Below are 22,937 nucleotides of genomic sequence, written 5' to 3' on the forward strand. Positions count from 1 at the left end.
GCTTACCTTAACCCACGTCTTTTGGCGAGATACAAACCACCAATGGCAATGTTGGCGCCATCGAGATCTAATTGATGGTTTACCACTAGAGGGTAATTCTTTTGTAGCCGCATACATAGGCGCTCAGCAAGTACGCTATAGACTAAATCGTTGCCTGCTAACACCACGGCATCAATTCCTTGTTGCTGCTCCAGATGATCAAGCCAGTTACTAAGATAATCAGCCAGTGAATCAAAAAAGCCAAAAGCTAAAATGGCGGGATTGGCGCCAGCTAATTTAAAACTCATTAAGCTGGCAAAGGTACGGCGCCAATTAATGCTCCTATAGCCGTTTTCTGAACAAAGTGGAAAATCAATTCTAGGGGCATTATTACCATGATACTGCTGCGCCAGTGCATGAAACGCATCTGCTTTCGCGTCAATACTGGTTAATTGATTTAAGGCCTCATCATCTAAAATCAACATGACAGCTAGGCCAATAAAATGTTGAATATTATCACTAGCTTTATCCAGTGTGGTTAGTGCTAATTGATGGATTTGTTGTGGAAATGCTAGGGTAAACTTAGCGAGTACTTTTGATTCTTCGTGCTGTAATTGCGCAATAATATCAGCGCCATGTTGCTCAAAAGTCGGTAATCGTAAAAACTGGGCAATTTTTTGTTGTTTATTTTGGGTAATAACTACACTGGGGTTGTCATGGCTAAAATAGAGTGTGGCACTGGTGATGGATTGTTTGTCTGTTGCTGCTAGCGTTTGAGTCGACAGCATTCGATTGGAAATTTGACTGATCACAGCTTCAGACAAATTCAGCAAACCTGCGTGCATGGCGCAGCAAGCCGCGTCTATTCCAGTCACTGTTAATTCAGTCACAGCGGTGTTATCAGCTGCTGACACACGGCAATGGATCTGTTTGTTATTCCAGCTGGCTTCATAGTGTTTGTATTGAGCAACATCATGTAATGGGCTGGCGCCATTAATGGAGAATTGGTGATTGCTGGCGATTTCTACCCAAGCATTATTGATGCGAGTTACGCTTGGCTTAGCTATGGACTTAGTTAAAGGCTTGTGTAAGTCGTTATGAGTATCAGCGCTAACTGAATCGTTTGTATCAATATAGACCCAATCAATACCAATAGTGTTTAGCTGATCAGCCAGTGCCATAAGTAAACGACTGTCAGCAAAGCTCACTTGATAGTATGGATCAGTAAGTGTTGGCTGGACTTTACACTTAGCTTGATGTTTAGCAGTAGTAACACCTGAAAAGACTGCTGCATCAGCTGACCTCAGTTTGAGTCGCGGTTTTTCTAAACTGGATAAGGCGAGGGTATGGTACTGCTGCACTGCAAAATACTTACTTAAATGCTGGGGGTTACAGATTAAAATATGTTGTTGGCCAGCGTTTTTGGCAAAAGGTTGTAAGCTCAAACTGAAATTTGAACTTGGATCCGAACTTGATACAGAACTTAATTCAGAACTTAAATAAGTGCTGCCACTGCTGCTTAAACTAATCTTGGTGTCATTTTTTAACCGCGCTGCAATTGCAATAAGATCTTGCGGCGCCATAGATTGCTCTAAGGTGCTTATACGCTCATGTCCGTGACAATGGGGACAAACTAGATCAAGCTTTAAAAAGTTAGCATCTGCGGCATTAACCATCTGCGGCTGGCATTCACTACAGTAACTGATGTTGAGCTCAGCATGGGCTAGCGGCTTTTGGCTGCCTTTACGGGTTTTGATGACACCGACATCAGCAGAGCATAACCAGATTGAATATAAAAATTTGGCGGCAATTTCATCGGCAAGGGCGGCGAGTTGTGGCTCTGTGGCCTCAACTTCTAAAAAATAGCGATTGTTGTTAAAACCCGCGCTAAAGTCAAAGCGGGTATCGGCTATATATTGATTACAAAGCTGCGCATAAAAGGCCACTGGGCGCTGGCAGGTAAAATTAAAACTGACTTTATGCATAGGGCTGACATCCACGTTTATAGGAATCAGGGATTAAGTCGTTAATATTAACACTGTGTTTTTTTGTATAGCTAAAACCTGCTTTTTCAAGGTGTGCCAGTAAGGCTTTTTCCATCGTCGGCACCGCAGCTTGTATTGACTCAGTTAAGCCTAATGTCATCGGCTCGATGACTGTCGGCGTAACTCCAATCACGTGAGTATTGGGTCTATCACCGACCATGTCCATCATGATCAGGGTTTGCAGCATCTCAACCTCATGGGCACTGCCTTGCCAATCAATTTCGGGTGGCGCTTGATCAAAATTAAATGAATACACCTCTCCGGGCTTTACCCCTGGACTGTTTACGGTATCCACCACAATTAAGTTGTCATATTGACAAAGAATAGGGATAAGTCCTTGAGCAAGGGTGCCACCATCTAAAATATCGAGTTGATGGTTTGGCTGATGGAAAGTGTATTTTTCATCGATATAATTAACAAAATGTACGCCGATGCCTTCATCAGCGTACAAAACGTTTCCTATACCTATTAGTAAGCTAGTAGACAAAGGCTAGTGATCCTTATGGTAGTCATATCCGGAGACGATAGAGTCAACAGAGTTATGCTTAAAGCGTATGCCTGACCAAACCGCCATATAGATATGAATAACCACAAATATAATGAAAGCCCAGGTGACTATGTGATGCCAAATTCGTACTTGTGCTAACCCGCCCATTAAGGCCGTAAACCAAGCTGAAACTTCCCATATAGCGCCACCTAACCCTTGATGATAAACATTGGCATAAAGCACCAAGCCAGTGATACACATGAATAAAGCCGCAAATGATATGGCAACGTATGTCACAAACTGCAAAGGTCCGTATACGCCAGCTTTATCTAAGTGTCCCATCCAGATATAGGATTTAATTTGTGCTATCCAGCTCTTCAGGCTTAAAACATCTCTGATTGAACGTCGTTCAATGGCGCTTTTAGCAAAAAAGAACAAGTAAAAACGTACTATGGTGATACTGGTAAGTACAAAGCCAAACACGAGATGTACAAAGCGGATCCCGCCTTGAACCAAGACATCAGAAGATGCGGGCGCCACCAAAAATGGCCATGAAATGTAAAAACCAGTTACCACTAACATCAAAATAGACAGTGCTCTAAGCCAATGGAATATCCGTATGGCAGGTGAGAAGATGAGTTCTCTGCGATGGGTTGCAATTTGAGTCATAATCCTTTCCTCTTAGATCCGCAAACTTGCTAAAACCCGTTAGGATCGATGCGGAATTCACCTAAATCATTACCTTTATAATCCATTACGTGTACCGCGCAGGCCATACATGGATCAAAGGAGTGAATAATTCGAATGACTTCCAGTGGTTTGGTTGGATCTTCAAGTTCAAGGCCAATCAGTGATGCTTCATAAGGGCCAACTTTACCGTCAGCATCTACAGGGCCAGAATTCCACGTGGTCGGAACAATAGCTTGGTAATTTTCTATCTTACCGCCCTTAATTCTGATCCAGTGACTGAGCATTCCACGCGGCGCTTCAATCATCGCATGGCCGATGTAATCGCGATCTGAGTCTATTTCTGGTGTCACATAGGTAGATTCATCCGATTGCATATTGGTTAACATGGCATCAAAGGTTTTTAAGCCTTCTTCTGCCACAATCACGGTTTGCAGCATGCGCGCCGCGGTGCGGCCTAAGGTGGTGAATAATGCTTCTATAGGCAGGCCTGTTGCGGCGAGCAACCCATTAACACTATCAACAACAATCTTGTTGCCACGGGCATAGTTCACCAGTAAACAGGCTAACGGCCCAACTTCTACGGGTTCGCCCTGATATCGTGGGGATTTAACCCAAGAGTATTTTCCATCACCATCGACAGTCGGTAATTTGCCATACACGGTATCGCGCTCAACAAATCCGGTGTAATTTGGAATCGTTGTGCCGTCATAGGGGTGCTGGGCGGTTTTTGCGTCATACCATGAGTGGGTGACATCTTCTTTTATGGCATCGGGATCTAAATCGCTCACCCCGGCTAAATCTCCATTCATTATCACGCCTTGCTCAAACAGATATTGACCATCAGCTAAGATAAAGTCATCGGTGGCTAAAAAGTTTTTAACATTGACGCCGCCTAACACACTTGGCTCGCCACCAAAGGCGGCAGCTGCCATAACGATGTCGGCTTTATAAGCGCGGATAATAAAGTCATGGACGATAGCGTGTTTTTGTTTCCACTCTTGTAAACGTGCAGGACTTAGCATGTCTCTAACAGAGGTAACACCGCCAACTACAAGGGATTGCGGATGCGGCGACTTGCCGCCAAATATTGCTAGCATTTCAGCTGCTACACGCTGAACTTCTAACGCTTTAAGGTAATGGGATAGGGCAATGAGGTTTTGCTCTGGCGTGAACTTGTAGGTTTTATTGCCCCAATAGGCATTAGCAAAAGGCCCAAGCTTTCCGGTATCAACCAAGCCTTTGACTCTTTGCTGTACGGCGCGTAATTCACCTTCGCCAGTGGCGATAGGGTTTTCGGTGTATTTATTGGCTTCTTGGGCGGCTAATGCCGGATCGGCACTTAAGGCTGACACCACATCAACCCAATCTAAACCATGTAAATGATAGAAGTGCACAATGTGATCATGCATATACAAAGAGGTTTGCATTAACGAGCGTAAGTACTTTGCGTTGAGCGGGATTTTAACCCCTAAGGCATTTTCAACCGCTTCAGTACCGCAGCGATAATGAGAATAGGTACATACCCCACAAATACGTTGCACAATTAGGCCGACATCCATAGGAGTACGGCCTTTTAAAATGACTTCAATACCACGCCAAAGGGTAGAAGATGACCAGGCCTTTTGAATAACATTATTTTCATCAACTTCAACTTCAACACGTAAATGGCCTTCGATACGGGTGATAGGATCGATAACGACTCGTTTACTCATGGTTTATTCCTCTAGCGGCTTAGCAAAAAGACTAGTTACTGCGTGAGCACCTATGCCCACAACGGTCGCACCAAGAATGACGGTACCAATGGTATCGGCAGTGGCATCAATACCGTGGAGCAACTGTCTGCCTAATGGCTTTTCGAAATCCGCCATATCATCCCAAAAATTAGGTTCAGCGCAGCCAATACAGCCATGACCTGCAAGTACTGGCCAACTGGTATGATGATTAAAGCGTTCAGTGGGGCAGTTGTTGTAGGTATAAGGGCCTTTACAGCCCATTTTGTATAGGCAGTAGCCATCTTTAGCACCTTGATCGCCAAAGGTTTCTACAAATTCGCCAGCGTCAAAACGACCACGACGTTCACAGTTATCATGCACTCTAGCGCCGTATGCCCATTTAGGGCGATTAAACATATCTAACGCGGGCAGTTTTCCGAACATGATGAAATACATCAAGGTACCGACAATGTTCTTTTCACTAGGAGGACAACCGCCTAAATTAATCACCGGTTTATCAATAACCTCTTGCACACCTTTAGCACCAGTAGGGTTTGGGGCTGCAGCTTGTACGCCGCCAAATGCGGCGCAAGTTCCAACAGAAATAATTGCAGCCGCCCCAGCAGCTGCTTCTTTTACTATCTGCATTCCGGTATGGCCTTTACAGCCGACCGTTAAATAAGTGCCATTATTAGCCGTTGGTACAGCACCCTCTACCGCTAATAAGTAATTACCTTTATATGCCTCCATAGCATGCTCAAGGTTTTCTTCCGCTTGCCAACCGGCTGCAGCCATCAATGTTTCATGATATTCCAAAGAAATATGATCAAAGATGAGGCTGTCTAAATTAGGGCTGTCGGTTCTGATAAGGGATTCTGAACAACCGGTACATTCGGCCATATGCAGCCAAATCAGTGGTACTCGATCAGCAAGCTCAGCGGCTTCGGCAACTAGATTGGTGAAAGGCAGGGGCAATGCGAGTAGTGCGGTAACAGATGCACTCCAAGTCATAAACTCACGTCGGCTAATGCCATTTTTTATTAATTTATCTTTTAGGCTAACGCTGTGACGTGGTTGTAACTGCTGCAATTGCGCAATTCGTGTTTTACATCGTTGATATAAAGCTGCATGTGTATCCATCTGATAACCTTATCCATGTTGGAGGATCAAACTGCTTTATTAAATATAGATCTGTTAGGGATAGGTATATTGATACACATCAATCATTGTTCACTTATTGAACACATATAAAAATAGAGTGTTTCGCTATTTGAACAAATAGTGAGCTGTTGAGTCTTGAAGTTTTTTGCGGGGATTGATAGCTGCTAAATAGAAGTCACTATGAAAGTAGAAGCTATTGGACGTACTTGTCTGATGTTGATTTTATTTACAGCAAAAGTGAATTTCAATTTCTAACTTTATGGCTGTTTAAAACCAGTAAAATCGTGCTGACTTATCTCAAATTCAACGCGCATTTCATCATAATTATTTAAGTTAACTGCCAGTCAATTGTTTCAATACCTGTGGCGGTACTAAGGTTGATAATTTCGCTAAACATGCATTAGTACTTGGATCGCGATATTTAATTTTAAATTGACATAATGTGTATAAGCGCTGTGGATCACGACTAACATCATAGGCTTTAGTTAAAGACTTCATCATCTCAACCGGATTGACTTTTTCTTGTGCAAGGCCTAATACCATCCAGTTTTGTGGGTCATTAGGCTCTACCTCAGTTGCTTGTTTAAAATAGTCAATTGCTTGAGATAACTGCTGCTGACGATAATAGGCAAGCCCTGCGCTATAGCGTAAAGCTGTGGCTTTGGGCTGATGAGATATGCCTTGTTTTAATATAGCTATAGAGGCTTGTTCTTTACCTAATTGCCGATATAAATCTGCCAGGTTTATATAACTATTAGCCAGTATTGGCTCAATTACTATGGCTTGTTTATAGGCTTGTTCTGCCTTATCGAATTGCCCTTTAGCCAGGTAAACATTACCGCTGTTTAACCATGCAAAGCCTCTATCGGCATTATATTTTTGTATCTGGATATATTCAGTTAATGCTGGCTCTAGTCGTTGCTGCTGGCTAGGCGTCATATTTAGCCAGTAAGGCACTAAGGCGCTAGCAGCTTCAGTTCTCACGGCGTAAGCCTTATCTGTTAAAAGAGCCGCAATTAACCGCCAGCGAACGACAAATTCAAACCCTTCAGAGCCCGCAATCGCCGATAATCGTATTTGTGGATCAGTATCTTTAACTGAACTCTCAATCGCACTATAGCTTTGCTGACTAGGAGAATTACCCATTCTTGAGAACGCAGAGGCGCGAATAATTGTCGGTTGCAACGGGTTTAAAGCTATTTTCGTTAAAAGCTCACCACTATTTGGGTCATTAGTCGCCGCTTGATAGAAAGCTTCTGCATAATTTGGTTGCTGACGAACCGTAGAATGCGGAAATTGTTTAGCGACAGCTTCAGCCGCCCAAGTAGCTGATTTATCACTATGACACTGACTACAGACATTAGGCGTTCCCATTGTGATTGATAAATCAGGCCTTGGTACTTTAAAACTATGATCAGCGCGGGGGTCAACTTCCATGTAGGTGGTTTTTGGCATATGGCAGCTAACACATTGCGCCGCTTCACTCCCTTGTTGATGCTGACTGTGTTTAGCTGCACTATATTCACTGGGGATATGACATTGAAAACAAATTGATTCAATAGGGGCTGTTAATTTATTGCTATGGGGATTGTGACAGTCACTACAGACTACGCCTGCCATATGCATTTTAGATTGCTTAAAAGAGCCTAATACAAATACTTCATCATAAATTTGGCCATCGGGATAATATAAGTTAGGCGCAATTTCGCTGAGGATGTATTTGTCGTAAAAATTATCGATATGGTCATGTGCCTTATCATTGCTATCTGTAAGCTGTGAACGGCGGCTATGACATTGGCCGCAAGTTGCTAACTGCGCAGAAGGCTTGATTTTGTTCGGCTGGAGAATTTTTTTACCTTGCTTAAACTCCCAAGCGCCTACTTTAGGGGTTAAATCGCGATTAAAACCATATTGGGCCAGCGGCTGTGTTTGATTTTTTGTCCATTTGATATGCTCACTGGCGGGGCCGTGACAGGCTTCACAGGCCACGTTGATTTCTGACCAACTACTGTCAAAGCTATTGTCTGTTACGTTATAGTTTTTTTTGACATTGGTTGAGTGACAATCAGCGCACATGTAGTTCCAGTTTTGGCCTTTATTGGTCCAAAAGAACTCGTCGTAAGGATCCATTTCAGGATACAAATAAAACCAGCGTTGTCCGCCTTCATCTTTACTACGACTATCCCACGCAAAAGGGATTAATTGTATCGCACCGTTTTCAAATTCAACCATGTATTGTTGTAACGGTTCATAACCAAAGGTATAGCTAATTTTATAGTCGTTAAACTTGCCATCTGGGCCTTTAATATTGACCCAGTACTCACTTCCTCTCATAAAAAAGCGTGAGACTTCACCTTGGTAGTCAAATTGTTGATCGGTAAAGTTTGCTAGAACGATATCTGCAGTAGCCTGACCCATAGACATATCATGATGAGATCCTTGCCAATCGCTGTATTGTTGCTGGTGGCATTCAACACAGGTTTGGCTGCCACTAAACTCAGCGGTATAAGCAATAGCACTCGTAAATAAAATGCTAAAACTAAAAAAGGTGCTTAAGCTTAGTAAGCTAATACTAAATAGTGGCTTGAATTTCATATTAAATTTACGGATAAGGCTAATTAATTGTCATAGTAAAGTTAAATTAACAATTAGCCAACACTTAGCGTGTGACAATTTATGATTCGTTAATCATTTTCACTTTTGACTGGACGTTGCACGCAGCTTAAAGGCTTGATAATCGAATTGAGGTTTGATCTTACAACTCTATGGCAAAGTATTATTTTGTGATAAATGTAGCGTTAATTTAAATGGCGTAACTTGTTTTTTATATCAATTGCTCTACATTTTAATAAGAGAACGACTAGCGTTACCGCGTAAGTACACATAGATACGTTTAACTCATTGAAGACAGGATATAAGAGGCTTTTATGCTAGGTGAAAATCATTCCCTCAGAAACGAATTTCCAGATCACATAGATACGATTACTTCGCTTATTAGCAGCAATGTCGATTTTGCTGAAATAATGAAAAAATACGATGCGTTAGATAAACAAATTAGGGATCTTGAGATGCGAGACTCGCCCATCGCAGACGAATCCATCCATGAGTTAAAGCAGCAGCGTGTAGTAATGAAAGACGCCCTTTATCATCAAATTACTTTGGCAGAACAGGGCTAAAAGAATGTTTTTAAGAAGCGGGCAATATCGATTAGATATTGCCCGTTTTTTTATTGCTTTAATAAAGGAGACAGCACGTCAAGTTTGCCATCAATTGGCTCAGTAATTGGCAGTTTAAGGATATGGGCTATAAGTGGATATAGGTGGATGTTTTTTGCTTGGCCAATGGTTTCCTGCTGATTAAAGGCAGGCCCTTGGGCGAACAATATAGTATTCATTTCCGGCATCACTTCAGCGTAGTAGCCATGTTTACCCTTAACGCCAGGTTTTGCATCACTGCTGGTAATGTAATGATCATGGGTGACCAAAATCGCATCACCAATGGCGGGATTAAAGTCATACTCAAGGTGCTTAGGTATCGACTCCTTTCTATAAAATGCTAAGCCATCGGTCGCAGCAACTAGTTTCTCAAGGGCAATTAAATCTTGGTCTTTATTATTGCCATGGGCGCGCACTAATGAAAAAGCGGCGTCATTAATAAAACTAAATCGAGATTTTAATGCCTCATCATCGGCAAACAGTTTGTCTGTGTAGATACGCTCAAAATCAGCAACCTGTGCCATACCATGATCTGATGTGATGATAATATTAACCGCATAAGGTAGCGCATTCACTTGCTCGATTAAGCTAGCAATGACCTTATCAATGTAATTGACAGCATCATGGGTTTGCTGCGATAACGGCCCGTGATGATGACCTGCGCTATCGACATCTGAAAAGTATAATGTCACAAATTGCGGCCGCTGCGTTTCAGGTAATTTAAGCCATTCAATAACTTGCTCGACACGGGTTTCATTTGCGACTCTACCGTCATATCGTTTCCAATAAGTGGGTCTAAAACCCGCTATTTCAGCTTCTGAGCCGGGCCAGAAATACGTAGCTGATTTCATTCCTTGCTGGGCAGCTAAAGACCAAAGTGGAACGCCAGTGTAAAAACGGCCATCGGTGACGGCATCATGGTCGCTTAAAGCGTAATGGCGCCCTAATGTGGGGTTGTAGAAACGATTAGCAACAATGCCATGATTACTGGGATAGAGACCGGTAACCAGTGTCAAATGGTTAGGGAAGGTGACTGTTGGAAATGACGGCGTTAATTGCGTTATTGTTGCGGCATTGCTGGCAAAGTTATTAAGAAACTTAGGCTGATGAACTTTATTGTAATCATGCCTATAACCATCAATAGAGATAAGTAACACATAGGGCTTATCATTGACATTATGGGGCTGATTTGACCCTAATGATGATGTTTCATCTGCCATGATATTATGGCTTAAAAAAACCAATGCGATAGTAATACTGCTACTAAGTTGTTTTAACCTTGCAAGGCTGTTGGATGCTAACCATTGACGCATTATTGCTTCCTTTATTATTGTATTTAGTCGAAGACAAAAATTACTTTGAACTCTTTTTATTATCTAATTTAGCCATCATAGTTAGTGTTGATGACAATCCTATGATGTGTCATATTTTGCAGGCTGATTAGTTAACAAGTGTTTTAGTTAATTATCAATGCAATTAACTGAAATTAAAACAATAAAAAAGCGAAACATCCTGTTTCGCTTTTAAATTGGTCACATTGTTAACCGATTATTTTACTGCTTGACTGGCTAACTCTGCTTTATGCTCTTCAGCTGTTAATGGAAAATAATGTCTCCAAGAACCTCTCAAGAAAATCCGCGTATCTTCAATTGCTATATAAAGACAAGGGATTAAACACAGTGTTACCACTGTTGCGAACAACACCCCAAACGCCAGTGATACGGCCATTGGTATCACCATTTGTGCCTGCATACTGGTTTCAGTCATGATTGGCACTAGACCAATAAAGGTCGTTAAAGAGGTCAACATAATCGCTCTAAAACGTCTGCAACCAGCGTTAATTACCGCATCATTGAGTTTAACCCCTTGTTTTCGGGAATTATTCACATAATCCACCATCACTAGTGAGTCATTGACCACCACACCTGCAGCGGCAATAATCCCGAATACAGAAAGGGCACTTAAATCAATACCTAAAATGATATGGCCAAGCATTGAGCCAATCACGCCAAATGGGATCACCGACATGATCATAAAGGGTTGCACGTATGACTTAAGCGGTATCGCTAATAAGCTGTAAATCACCAACATAGAGATAATAAAATCACGCATTTGGGTATCGGCACTATCAAGTTGCTCCTGAATACTGCCAGAAACCTCACTTTTCACTCGAGGGTATTTTGCCAATAATTGCGGAATGAAATTATCACGAATATCTTTGGCGAGTTTAAATGGCTCAGCTTGTTCAGCATCAACCGAGGCCCATACATTAATGGTTCGGTTACCATTTTCGCGGCGAATACTACTCACGCCTTGAACTACGTTTATATTAGCGACTTCAGACAGGGGTAATTCAGCACCTTGAGGCGTTTTAATCAACACCTCCTGAACGAGGGCGATAGAGTTACGTTGCTCTTCTGGGTAGCGAAGCATCACCTTGATTTCTTCGCCGTTACGGATAATCCGCTGTGCTTCAAGTCCGTAAAAGCTATTACCGACTTGTGAAGCAATATTGGCCAGGGTTAGGCCTAAACTGTGGGCTAAAGGTTTTAAGTCAAATTGCACTTCTTTGGCAGAGGATTGACGACTGTCATTAATGTCACTCACCCCTTTTAAAGTACCTAACTTTTCTTTTAACTCCTTCGATGCAGCAATTAATTGCGCTTCATCGTTACCCTCTAGTCGGAAACTAATATCACCATCATCCATGCCGCCACCAAATAAACTATCTTGTATGGTGAAAGATTTAACTCCTGGGATATTTGGCATCGCTTGGCGCCATAATTCAGCCACTTCAAAGGTATTAATGGGTCTTAATTCCGGGTCGACCAGTTTTGTCCTCACTTCTGCTTTTGTACGACCTTGAAGCTCAACTTGTAACTCTGCAATCATGCCTTGACCATATTGAGATTCAAGCTCTTTCTCAACAGTACGCAGGGCAGATTCAATGGCATGGGCGGCATTAAGGGTTGCGGTTTCTGCGGCATCGACATTCATTTCCAAGGTGATACGAGGAAAATCATGGGGGATTTTAGGTTGCCCAATAAAGCGTACTAAGCCGCTTATATAAAGGGCTGCGCAAATAACAATTAACATCACAAAGGTCGCAATAACTGAATAACGGTATTTTACTGCAGCAGTTAGACTAGGGCGGTAAACATTAGCAATAAAATTCGCTAGGTTTGTTTCAATTTTACCTTGAATAAAGTTAACGATATTTCTTAACCAATCTAACGGATTTTTAGAACCCGGTTGCACAACTTTAGGTTTTTTCATATGCGCTAAATGTGACGGTAAAATTAACTTTGATTCCACTAATGAAAAGATTAAGCACAAAATAACCACAAACCCAATGGCTTGACCAAAGGCTGATGAAGGGCCGTCATCTAAGGTGATCGGTAAAAACGCTGCAATGGTGGTTAATACCCCAAAGGTTGCCGGCATGGCGACCCGTTTAACCCCGCGAATAACACTATCGATATTTTGACCGTTTTCTTCACATTCAGTATGGGCGCTTTCTCCCATAACAATGGCATCATCGACCACAATACCCAATACCAGTATGAAGGCGAATAAACTGATGACATTGATGGTGACATCAATAAAGCCCATTGGCATAAATAATAGCGTACCTAAGAAACACACGGGTAAGCCCATCATTACCCAAAACGCTAACCGCACTCGCAGAAATAACGCCAGCATGATAAAGACTAATAATGCGCCTGTTTTCATGCTATCGAGCATTAAATCTAAACGACCTTCAAGGTAGTAGGTCATATCAACCCAAGGCTCTAAGGTCACACCGTCTGGTAAAATAGCCTGTTTGTCAGTAACGTATTTTTTTAAAGTATCGGCAACATCGGTGATACTTTGGTTTTTAGCGGCGCCAACAAAAAAGGTGACAGCATTTTGGCCATTGAATTTAGAATATTGAATGCCTTCTTCAAAGCCATCGTTGACCGTCGCAACGTCTCCCAGTAATAAGTTAGTACCGTCATCCAAGGTTAATAAGGGTAAATCTTCAAACTCATATCCGACATACGCTTGGTTTTCTACTCGTAAGTTAATGTAGCCATTTTCAGCTTTAATTTGTCCCGCTGACATATTACGGGAATAACCACGTACACCTTCTGCAACATCGTTAAAACTAAGACCAAATTCTCTGAGTCTGTCTTTACTGACTTCGACACTGATTTCGTAATTAAGTCCGCCATAGAATTCTGAAATATTTACATTAGGCAGTTGCATGATTTCTTGATGAATTTTTTCGCCTAAGTCTTTGAGTTGTCGTTGAGATAAGTCGCCATATAAACTTAAATACATCACTTCTTGGCGTATTTTTATGCGCTCAACTTTCGGAAACTCCATGCCTGCTGGGAATGTTGATACTGAGTCAATTTCTGATTTAACTTCATCCAATACAATTTGCGGATCGTATGAGTCTTCAATTCTGAAATAACCAGAGGCTTGGTTACGATTAGAATAGGTAATAACCCGCTGCAAGCCCTGAACAGTCTCTAAAGCTTGCTCTATTTTGACCGTAATGCCTTCTTCAACTTCTTGGGGCGCAGCGCCCGGATAAACGGCGCTGAACTCAATCCAGTTAATTTCAACTGCAGGGAAGAATTGCTTACGTATGGTGTTTGCTGTCAGTAAGCCACCAAGTAATATGATGATCATTAATAAGTTTGCCGCCACACTGTTGCGGGCAAACCAAGCAATCAAACCTTTATGGGTGTCTTCCATGATTATTCCTTATCTTTGATGGCGATTGCTGATTTAATAATGTCGTCACCTTCAATAGCATCTTGCTGGAGAATCTTATCTTCAGGTAACTTTACTGACATGCCTTCAATAGGGTAATCAAGTGCCGAGGTAATAATATTCATCCCATCTTCTAAACCACTTGAAATAATCACGTTACTGCCGTCTTGGCGAATAATATTAACGGGTAAATAACGCAGTTTCATTTCTGCATCCATGACCGCAACTAAACCGTTTACAATCAGGTGGCGGGGAATAATTGCAACGCTGCCAGCTTGTGTGCCACCAATATGTGCTGTGACATAGGTGCCAAAGCGTAATTCTTTATGGTTACCTTTAAGTGCATAAGGGTCATTTATTTCAGCGACTAAATAAGTCATACGACTCTTACTATCAATCACACCTTCGCTACGGACAATCGTGCCTTGCCATTGCTGTTTTTCACCGGCGAAGTTACCCACCAAACTTACTTCAGCATTAGCGCCTTTTCTGTCTAGATATTGCATTTCTTTATCTGCAAGTGGCAAACGTACTTCAGCAATTTCAGTGTTATACAAGGTGCCAATTGATGCGCCATTGCCAACATAAGTGCCTAAGCCAATATTACGACTGGCGATTAACGAATCATAAGGTGCTTTAATCACTGAACGTTCTAAATTACGTTGGGCACGATGTAAGCCGGCTTCAGCACTTTTCAACTTAGCGATTTCTTTGGCTAATTGAGGTTTACGTAAACTTAAATCGCTAGGTTTACTATCGGTAATCTCAGCCCATTCACGTTCGGCTACTGCTGCAGTGGCTTTTTCTAGCACTAGGTTTGATTTAGCTGATGCCAGTTCAGCTTGTGCATCAAGTAATGCTGATTCGTAATCACTTGGATCTATTTTGGCGAGTATCTGGCCTTTTTTGACGAAGCCTCCTTTTACAAAGGCTTCTGCAAGGTAGGTGATTTCACCATTCACTTGTGCCACTAATTCAGTTTGATACTTAGGGTTAACAACCCCATAAGAGCTAACCGTAAATGTCATTGGCTTATATTCAATGCTTTGTACTGATACAAGCGGGGTCGTGTCTACTGGTGGTTTTTCTTCGGGTGGTTGCTTCATGGCAACTAACGCCGCTGTTATGGCAATGCCAGAACCTATAATTAAGAAAGGAAATACTTTTTGCATTGTGGTCGCCACGGGACATCCTTTTTGAAGAGATAACACAAACCTTTCGCGCTTGTGTGCAAATGAGTTATCGACATTATATGGAGATGTTAATAAAACTGTTAACTGTAAGTGGTAACAATGTGTAATTTAATGTTTCAAATGTTTCGAGACTGACAGTTTACTTATTACCTATAGCGACAATTGTGCATAAAAAATCCCATTTTTTGATAGTGATTCATAACGTTAAACGAGCTTGTCACATAAGTATTGGCAAGGTTGTAAATGTATACACTGGGTTTAAATGTGAGGCTGGTAAGGAAAAAAATAGGTAATAAAACCACATTCATTAACATATTGTGCTGATTTACGCTCATGAAGCTAATTTTTAATAGTAATTTTGAGTGCTAAGGTTCAAAATCACTGATTATAAATGCTCATTTTTATCTTTCACACAAGGAACAGTAATGAACGTATTAGTTACCGGTGGTGCAGGTTATATTGGCTCACATACAGTGTTATCACTGCTAGAAAACAATTGTAATGTCGTTGTTTTTGATAATTTGTTTAATTCAAATATAGAGTCAATTAAGCGGGTAGAAGCATTAACTGGGAAATCTGTTAGTTTTGTTGAAGGTGACATTCGGGATAAACAGGCCTTAACCGCGGTGTTTAATCAATACGACATTCAAACGGTTATTCATTTTGCGGCCCTTAAAGCGGTCGGTGAATCAGCGCAAATTCCACTTGAGTACTATCAAAATAATGTTCACGGCTCTGTGTGTTTATTGGAAGCCATGGCCGAACATAATGTTCATAACTTTATCTTTAGCTCATCTGCGACCGTTTATGGCGAAGAAAATGATGTGCCTTATGTTGAGACCATGAAGTTAGGTACACCTTCAAGCCCTTATGGGGCAACTAAAGTAATGGTCGAACGGGTGATGGCAGATTTTGCGGTATCAAACAGCAATTTTAGAGGAGTTTCATTGCGTTACTTTAATCCTATTGGTGCCCATGAAAGCGGCCAAATTGGTGAGTCGCCTAAAGGTATTCCTAACAATCTACTGCCTTATGTTGCTCAAGTTATGGTGGGCAAACGTGACAAGCTGAGTATTTTTGGCGCTGATTATCCAACAAAAGATGGTACCTGTGAACGTGACTATCTGCATGTAATGGATTTGGCTGAAGGGCATGTTGCAGCGATGAACTGGTTAGACAATAATACCAGCTTTACGGGGGTTGAGGCATTTAACTTAGGTACAGGTAATGGCGTATCGGTATTTGATATTGTTTCAGCGTTTGAAAAGGCGGTTGAAAAACCTATCCCTTATGAAGTTAGTCCAAGACGCGCAGGGGATTTAGCTGCATTTTGGGCCAATGCCCAAAAAGCTAATCAACAATTGAATTGGCAAGCAAAGCGCAGTTTAGATCAAATGATGGTTGATACCTGGCGCTGGCAATCAGCTAATCCTAATGGTTATGATAAAGCGTAACGTTAGTCTTAATGTCTCGCAGCATGAGTTGAAAGCGCCTTTATGTGAAAATGAAGGCGTTTATCACACATCTTGGTTAAGTAAATCCCCCTTAAATAATCACAGCAACAATCAGTTAAACGATTACTTAAACAATCATTTCTACGATCAATTCAAACAGAAAGAATGCCTTTAAAAGCTAGTCTGTTGTCGGCACTTTTTCATCAATACTAACAATTTCCATTTTCTTAAATATCAGCAAAAGTCCGACATACACGCCAACAAAATTTAGCCCTAAACCTATCCGTTATATGACACATGTATCATTCAGTAGAGTCTATTAAACAGTAATTATTTAGTTGATATAAAAGCAATTAATATGTCAGTTTTTTGGTGAATGAACATTGAAAAATAAGCTTTTTTAGCAATAACTCCACCTCTAATGTTAGCGATAACAACTGTTGTGTGATATAAAACAACTCACTTTTTAACTTTGTCGTTACAAAACAGGTTGCTTATGAGTCAACAAATAAACCCAATTTTACCAGGGTTTCATCCCGACCCCAGTATTGTCAGAGTAGGCGATGACTATTACATTGCCGTGTCGACATTTGAATGGTATCCCGGAGTTCAAATTTTCCATTCTGTGGATTTGGTTAATTGGACATTAGTGAGTAGGCCATTAAATCGGGCTGCACTACTGGATATGACAGGTTGTCCTGACTCCTGTGGTATCTGGGCGCCTTGTTTGAGTTATGCGGAAGGTTTGTTCTATCTCATTTATACCAATGTAAAACGATTTGATGGAAATTTTAAAGATACCCCTAATTATCTAACGACGTGTAGCACCATTGATGGTGAATGGAGTAACCCGGTTTATTTAAATAGCAGTGGTTTTGACCCATCATTATTTCATGATGACGATGGCAGTAAATGGTTAGTTAATATGCTGTGGGATCATCGACCAAATAAACATCCCTTTGCAGGGATAGTATTGCAGCAATATTGCCACAAACAGCAAAAGTTAATTGGCACAGCAGTTAATATATTTGCTGGTAGCCCTCATCGCCTTACAGAAGGCCCACACTTGTATAAGATAAATGATTATTATTATTTATTAACGGCAGAAGGTGGCACCAGTTATGAACATGCTTGCACGTTTGCGCGTTCAAAGCATATCGCGGGTCCTTATGAGATTGATCCCAATGTACATCTATTGACGTCTAAAGATCATCTCGATAAACCCTTACAGCGAACAGGTCATGGAGGTTTAGTTCAAACTCAAGAAGGGCAATGGTATTTAACCCATCTGCTCTCTAGGCCGCTAAAACTAGATGATGGTGTTAAGCGCAGCCCGTTAGGGCGAGAAACCGGTATTCAAGCATTAATATTACATGATGATGCTTGGTTTAGGCTGGCATCGGGTGAAGTGTATGGTGAGGTTAATCCTATAGGCTTAACCGTTACACCCAAAAGAGATTTCTCACATTATGATGACTTTTCAACCTCGATATTACCCTGCCATTATCAATGGTTGAGAATCCCAAATCCTGAATGTTTTTATAGTTTAACGGATAAGCCTGGCGCGTTGACTTTGTATGGTAAACATTCTGTAGGTAGTACCTTTAAACAGGCACTTATCGCGAGAAGACAACAGCATTTATCTTTTGTGGCACAAACTCAATTACGCTTTAAACCAATGAGCTTTCAGCAACAAGCAGGGTTAATTTGCTATTACAATGCGCATAAGTTTCATTATTTGTATGTTTCATATGATGATGAAAAAGGTGTGCATATCGATGTTATGAGCTGTTTGGGTGATGAATCTTTAAAAGCTGATTTTCCCATTTATCAAAAACGGCTGCCAATTAGCAGCGAGACTGTGAGCCTTAGGGCTGAAGTTGATAATGAGCTGCTGACCTTTAGTTATTCGGTTGAGAAGGATGTGTGGTTACCTATTTGCGAATTAGATTACAGTGTTATTTCTGATGAAGCAGGAAAGGGTGAAGGCGCTAATTTTACTGGTGCATTTATTGGGATGTGTTGCCAAGATTTAACCGGCGCAAATATTGCCGCTGAGTTTAACTATTTTGATTATCAAGAAAAGCATTAGCGATTTAACATCTTAATAAATCAGCGTTAAAAAAATAGGCCATCTTAAAATAAGATGGCCTATTTTCTATACATTCATTTAAACCACAAGCAAAGAGGTTTATTAGAAATCAATTTTAAATATAGCGATTAACCACATTTTCAAGTAATTCTTGGCGTCCAGAAACCGATGTTGGATTGATATTCTGCTCATGGACTACCTTAGCTAAGCTTTCTAAGCTATGTTGACCATCAAAAATATCTTTACCAAGTCCTTTATTCCAGCCTGCATAACGTTGCTCTACAAATGAAGATAACGGTGCATCTTCAATAAGTTGTGCTGCATTAAGTAGTGATTTAGCCATGGTATCCATACCACCAATGTGACCATGGAATAAATCATCATTTTCACACGATTGACGACGAAGTTTTGTATCGAAATTTAATCCGCCGGTTGTAAAACCACCTGATTTTAAAATTTCGTACATCACTAAGGTACATTCAGCAACATCGTTAGGGTATTGGTCTGTGTCCCAACCATTTTGCATATCACCACGGTTAGCATCGATACTGCCCATAATGCCTTCAGCACATGCTACAGCTACTTCATGATGGAAGCTGTGTCCAGCCAAGGTTGCGTGGTTAGCTTCAATATTTACTTTAATTTCATCTTGTAAACCGTGCTTGTGTAAGAAGCCTGCGACGGTTGCAGTGTCATAATCGTATTGATGTTTAGTCGGTTCTTGAGGCTTAGGCTCGATTAACAAAGTGCCTTTAAAACCAATTTTATGTTTATGTTCTACTACCATTTTTAAAAAGCGTGCGTACTGTTCGCTTTCTTGCTTTAAGTTAGTATTCAGTAGCGAATCATAACCTTCACGGCCGCCCCATAACACGTAGTTTTCGCCACCTAAACGGTTAGTCACTTCCATTGCGTGTTTTACTTGAGCTGCGCCATAGGCAAACACTTCAGGGTTTGGATTCGTAGCACCACCTGCACAAAAACGTTTATTTGAGAACAGATTAGCTGTACCCCAAAGTAATTTAACGCCAGTACGCTGCATTTCTTTTTCTAGAATGTCTGCAATGTGGTTTACGTTAGCATGGCTTTCTTTTAACGTTGCGCCTTCAGGAGCAATATCGGTGTCGTGAAAGCAAAAATAGGGTACACCAAGCTTTTCAAAAAATTCGAATGCAACCTTGGCTTTTTGTTCAGCTAGAGCCAGTTGATCACCTACAGGTTGGATCCAAGGGCGATCGAAGGTACCTTCACCAAAAATATCAAAACCCGTTGAACAGAAGTTATGCCAGTAACAAGCGGCAAAACGCAAATGTTGTTTCATTGTTTTACCAAGAACGACACGATTTTCGTCGTAGTAACGAAATGCTAAAGGGTTTTTACTGGCTTCGCCTTCGTATTTGATTTTTTCGATATTATTAAAAAATTGTTCGCTCATGTTGACTCCGTTTCTTTTAGTTAATTTAATACTATTTAAGGGTTTAATTATTAAAATAGATGTTTGGTTGCTTGGTATAAGGCTTTAAATTTTTGATATTGATCGGCGTAATAAACTTGCATTTCAGGGTTAGGTAATACCAGGTGTTCAAGCTTGCCACTGGTGCAGATTGATTCAAGAGGACTCTGTTCTACAGCAATTCTTGCTAACCTTGCTGCGCCATATGCCGGTCCGACTACACCGCCTTCACGGTATGAAAGTGAACGGTTCAATACGCTAGCAAGAATATCTCCCCATAATCGACTTTTTGAACCACCGCCAATAACCGTAATTTCATCAATGGTTGCACCCGCATCTAGTAACACCTGTTGACCATCAGCAAAAGCAAATGCCACACCTTCTAATACTGCGCGGCCAAGGCTGGCAGCAGTGGTGTTATGGTCTAAACCAAAGAAAACGCCTTTGGCATTCGGGTTATTGTGCGGGGTTCGTTCACCAGAAAGGTAAGGTAAAAACAACACTGAGTTTGGCTGACTAAAATCACATTTAGCGATTTGTTCTAGTAGGGCTGATTCATTGCCATAACCTGTTAGTTTTGTCACCCAACTCAAACAACTTGCCGCGCTTAATACCACCGACATTTGATGCCAGGTATCACTCAAACAGTGACAAAAAGTATGGGCAGCGTTATCTGGATTAGGTAAATATTGCTCATTTGCAACAAAATAAACGCCAGACGTGCCTAGAGATAAAAATGCTTGGTTTGGCTTAATCACGCCGATACCAATTGCGCCAGCGGCATTGTCACCCGCGCCAGCAACAACAGGCACAGATTCCATGCCCCATAAACTGGCAATATTCGGGCTTAACTTGCCTGTTATATCTGTGCCTTCAAATAGCTGCGGCATATGTTCAATGCTTAAAGAAGTTGCCGTTAGCATCGCTTCAGACCAGCAACGATTCTTGACATCTAACCACAGGGTACCTGCGGAGTCAGACATGTCTGATGCAAAATCCCCAGTCATTTTGAAACGTAAAAAATCTTTAGGTAATAATACCTTGGATACTTTGTTAAAGTTTTCAGGTTCATGCTCTTTTACCCATAACAACTTTGGTGCAGTAAAGCCTGGCATCGCAATGTTACCGGTAATATTACGCGAGTTGGGTTCATTTTCTTCTAAGGTTTTACATTGAATTTCGCTTCGACCATCATTCCATAATATCGCCGGACGAATAACTTGGTTGTCGCTATCTAGTAAAGTCGCCCCATGCATTTGACCTGACAAACCAATAGACTTAATCGCTTTGAGTAATTCAGGCTTTTGGGTTTTAAGCTCTGCCATCGCTGAACAGGTAGCTTGCCACCAATGATTTGGATCTTGTTCTGACCATTGGTCGTGGGGACGAGATATTGTCAGTGCTGAACTGGCTTGTGCTAACAACTGATCATTATTGTCTAAGATAATGACCTTCACACAAGAGGTTCCTAAGTCTATTCCAAGGTACATAATTCTATCCGTTGTTATGAGTTTCTATTTTTTGTTAGCGCTAACATTATCATTGAGTTTTAAATCTATCAAGTGTATTTTGTTTCATTAATGTTAACTTTGGTTGGCTGTTAATCGAGTTAATAGCAGATAGCGCAGGTTTTACAGCGCGATAAATCGCTTTTGATAAGGCAATTTGATGAATATAAAGGGAGTAAAGTATGGCCAAGCTAAATTGGGGGATTGTTAGCGCAGGAAGGATTGCAGCTTTATTTTGTCAGGACTTAGTCTTTTCTGAGAATAGCCATTTATATGCGGTAGCAGCCAGAAAGCAAACTGATGCCGATGAATTTGCCAAGCAATACCAGGTTGAAAAAGCGTATCAAGGCTACCAAGCATTATTTGATGATCCAAAGGTTGATATTGTGTATATCGGCACCCCACATAATTTTCACTTTCAACAAGCCTTCGATGCGTTGACTGCTGGAAAGCATGTACTGTGCGAAAAACCGATGACAGTTTCAACAGAGCAATGCCAAATTTTGGTCACCTTAGCCCAAGATAAAGGCTTGCTGCTGATGGAAGCCTTATGGACTTACTTTTTACCTGCGATGCAACAAGCTAAGCAATGGTTAAATGATGGCCGAATTGGCAAGCTTAAGCACATTAAAGTTGATTTTGGTTATCCCGTGCCGTTTAACCCAGATGGCCGAGAATATAATGCTGAATTGGCGGGTGGTTGTTTATTGGATATGGGAATTTATCCCTTGGCAATTGCAGATTACTTCCTACAGTCTGATATCGATAATCTCTATGTTCAAGCACATGTCTGCGAAACAGGTGTGGAAGATGATGTCATCATTATTGGCAAAAGCGATGATGTGATGGTCAGTCTTGCAACCTCATTTCAATGTCGATTGGGTAATAATGCTTATCTTATTGGCGATAAGGGTTACATCTTGATCCCTGATGCATTTAGAGCGAAAGAATGTCATTTATTTCATCTTGATGATTTAATCGAAAGTTTTAGTGATGATAGACAATCATTAGGTTATCACTTTGAGGCAGATGAAGCATGCCGACTGATTAAGCAGGGCAAGGCTGAAAGTGCAGTGGTTACCCATCAACATAGCTTATTGTTTCAAGTACAGTTAGCCAAGGTTAAGGCGCTTATTTAAGGCTTAAGGTTAGTGTTTCTGTATCATTAAGTTTTTTAATATTAA

At 41.2% G+C, this 22,937-nt stretch carries 15 protein-coding genes; 4 read left to right on the top strand and 11 right to left on the bottom strand.

The window, feature by feature from the left end; all coding sequences use genetic code 11:
* Nucleotides 1-2: 2 nt before the first annotated feature.
* The 6 genes from Q4557_RS12170 to Q4557_RS12195 form a co-directional block, all read right to left on the bottom strand.
* Nucleotides 3-1,964: a hypothetical protein gene (locus Q4557_RS12170; protein ID WP_303412997.1), complete on the bottom strand. Its 1,962-nt coding sequence runs from the start codon at nucleotides 1,962-1,964 to the stop codon at nucleotides 3-5.
* The gene (locus Q4557_RS12175; RefSeq protein WP_102519537.1) at nucleotides 1,957-2,511 is read right to left on the bottom strand and encodes a HyaD/HybD family hydrogenase maturation endopeptidase; all 555 of its coding nucleotides are present in this window, start codon (nucleotides 2,509-2,511) and stop codon (nucleotides 1,957-1,959) included. Before Q4557_RS12175 ends, Q4557_RS12170 begins: the two co-directional genes overlap by 8 nt.
* Nucleotides 2,512-2,514: 3 nt before the next feature.
* Nucleotides 2,515-3,180, bottom strand: a complete 666-nt coding sequence (gene cybH, locus Q4557_RS12180; RefSeq protein ID WP_076540932.1) for a Ni/Fe-hydrogenase, b-type cytochrome subunit — start codon at nucleotides 3,178-3,180, stop codon at nucleotides 2,515-2,517.
* Between the two features lie 29 nt (nucleotides 3,181-3,209).
* Nucleotides 3,210-4,913, bottom strand: coding sequence for a nickel-dependent hydrogenase large subunit (gene hyaB / locus Q4557_RS12185; protein ID WP_102435476.1), 1,704 nt, complete (start codon nucleotides 4,911-4,913; stop codon nucleotides 3,210-3,212).
* A gap of 3 nt (nucleotides 4,914-4,916) precedes the next feature.
* Nucleotides 4,917-6,053, bottom strand: coding sequence for a nickel-dependent hydrogenase small subunit (gene hyaA / locus Q4557_RS12190; RefSeq protein ID WP_102435474.1), 1,137 nt, complete (start codon nucleotides 6,051-6,053; stop codon nucleotides 4,917-4,919).
* A 354-nt stretch (nucleotides 6,054-6,407) separates the two neighbouring features.
* Nucleotides 6,408-8,669, bottom strand: coding sequence for a tetratricopeptide repeat protein (locus Q4557_RS12195; protein ID WP_303413002.1), 2,262 nt, complete (start codon nucleotides 8,667-8,669; stop codon nucleotides 6,408-6,410).
* Between the two features lie 332 nt (nucleotides 8,670-9,001).
* Here Q4557_RS12195 and Q4557_RS12200 point away from each other — a divergent pair, with 332 nt between their 5' ends.
* The gene (locus Q4557_RS12200) at nucleotides 9,002-9,250 is read left to right on the top strand and encodes a YdcH family protein (RefSeq protein ID WP_102476762.1); all 249 of its coding nucleotides are present in this window, start codon (nucleotides 9,002-9,004) and stop codon (nucleotides 9,248-9,250) included.
* 50 nt (nucleotides 9,251-9,300) lie between these two features.
* Here Q4557_RS12200 and Q4557_RS12205 read toward each other — a convergent pair whose 3' ends face one another.
* The 3 genes from Q4557_RS12205 to Q4557_RS12215 all read right to left on the bottom strand — a co-directional run bounded on the left by Q4557_RS12205 (nucleotide 9,301) and on the right by Q4557_RS12215 (nucleotide 15,237).
* On the bottom strand, nucleotides 9,301-10,602 hold the full coding sequence (locus Q4557_RS12205) for an ectonucleotide pyrophosphatase/phosphodiesterase (protein ID WP_303413005.1): 1,302 nt from the start codon (nucleotides 10,600-10,602) through the stop codon (nucleotides 9,301-9,303).
* A 235-nt stretch (nucleotides 10,603-10,837) separates the two neighbouring features.
* The gene (locus tag Q4557_RS12210; protein ID WP_303413007.1) at nucleotides 10,838-14,035 is read right to left on the bottom strand and encodes an efflux RND transporter permease subunit; all 3,198 of its coding nucleotides are present in this window, start codon (nucleotides 14,033-14,035) and stop codon (nucleotides 10,838-10,840) included.
* A gap of 2 nt (nucleotides 14,036-14,037) precedes the next feature.
* Complete coding sequence (locus Q4557_RS12215) at nucleotides 14,038-15,237, bottom strand: efflux RND transporter periplasmic adaptor subunit (RefSeq protein WP_102435464.1); 1,200 nt, start codon at nucleotides 15,235-15,237, stop codon at nucleotides 14,038-14,040.
* A 434-nt stretch (nucleotides 15,238-15,671) separates the two neighbouring features.
* On the opposite strand from Q4557_RS12215, the gene galE reads away from it, so the two are divergent.
* Both galE and Q4557_RS12225 read left to right on the top strand, forming a co-directional pair.
* Nucleotides 15,672-16,700 (top strand): UDP-glucose 4-epimerase GalE, encoded by a 1,029-nt coding sequence (gene galE / locus Q4557_RS12220; RefSeq protein WP_303413010.1) that lies wholly within the window; start codon nucleotides 15,672-15,674, stop codon nucleotides 16,698-16,700.
* A 496-nt stretch (nucleotides 16,701-17,196) separates the two neighbouring features.
* Nucleotides 17,197-18,792, top strand: a complete 1,596-nt coding sequence (locus Q4557_RS12225) for a glycoside hydrolase family 43 protein (protein ID WP_102476767.1) — start codon at nucleotides 17,197-17,199, stop codon at nucleotides 18,790-18,792.
* A 115-nt stretch (nucleotides 18,793-18,907) separates the two neighbouring features.
* On the opposite strand, the gene xylA is transcribed toward Q4557_RS12225, so the two are convergent.
* Nucleotides 18,908-20,227, bottom strand: a complete 1,320-nt coding sequence (gene xylA, locus Q4557_RS12230) for a xylose isomerase (RefSeq protein ID WP_102435458.1) — start codon at nucleotides 20,225-20,227, stop codon at nucleotides 18,908-18,910.
* 50 nt (nucleotides 20,228-20,277) lie between these two features.
* Complete coding sequence (xylB, locus tag Q4557_RS12235; RefSeq protein WP_303413013.1) at nucleotides 20,278-21,735, bottom strand: xylulokinase; 1,458 nt, start codon at nucleotides 21,733-21,735, stop codon at nucleotides 20,278-20,280.
* Nucleotides 21,736-21,935: 200 nt separating this feature from the next.
* Between xylB and Q4557_RS12240 the strand changes: the two genes are divergently transcribed.
* Entirely contained in the window at nucleotides 21,936-22,892 is a 957-nt protein-coding gene (locus Q4557_RS12240; protein WP_102435454.1) for a Gfo/Idh/MocA family protein, read from the top strand.
* Nucleotides 22,893-22,937: the final 45 nt, after the last annotated feature.

Origin of the sequence: Shewanella sp. 5_MG-2023, from assembly GCF_030547465.1 — a bacterium.
GTDB lineage: Bacteria > Pseudomonadota > Gammaproteobacteria > Enterobacterales > Shewanellaceae > Shewanella.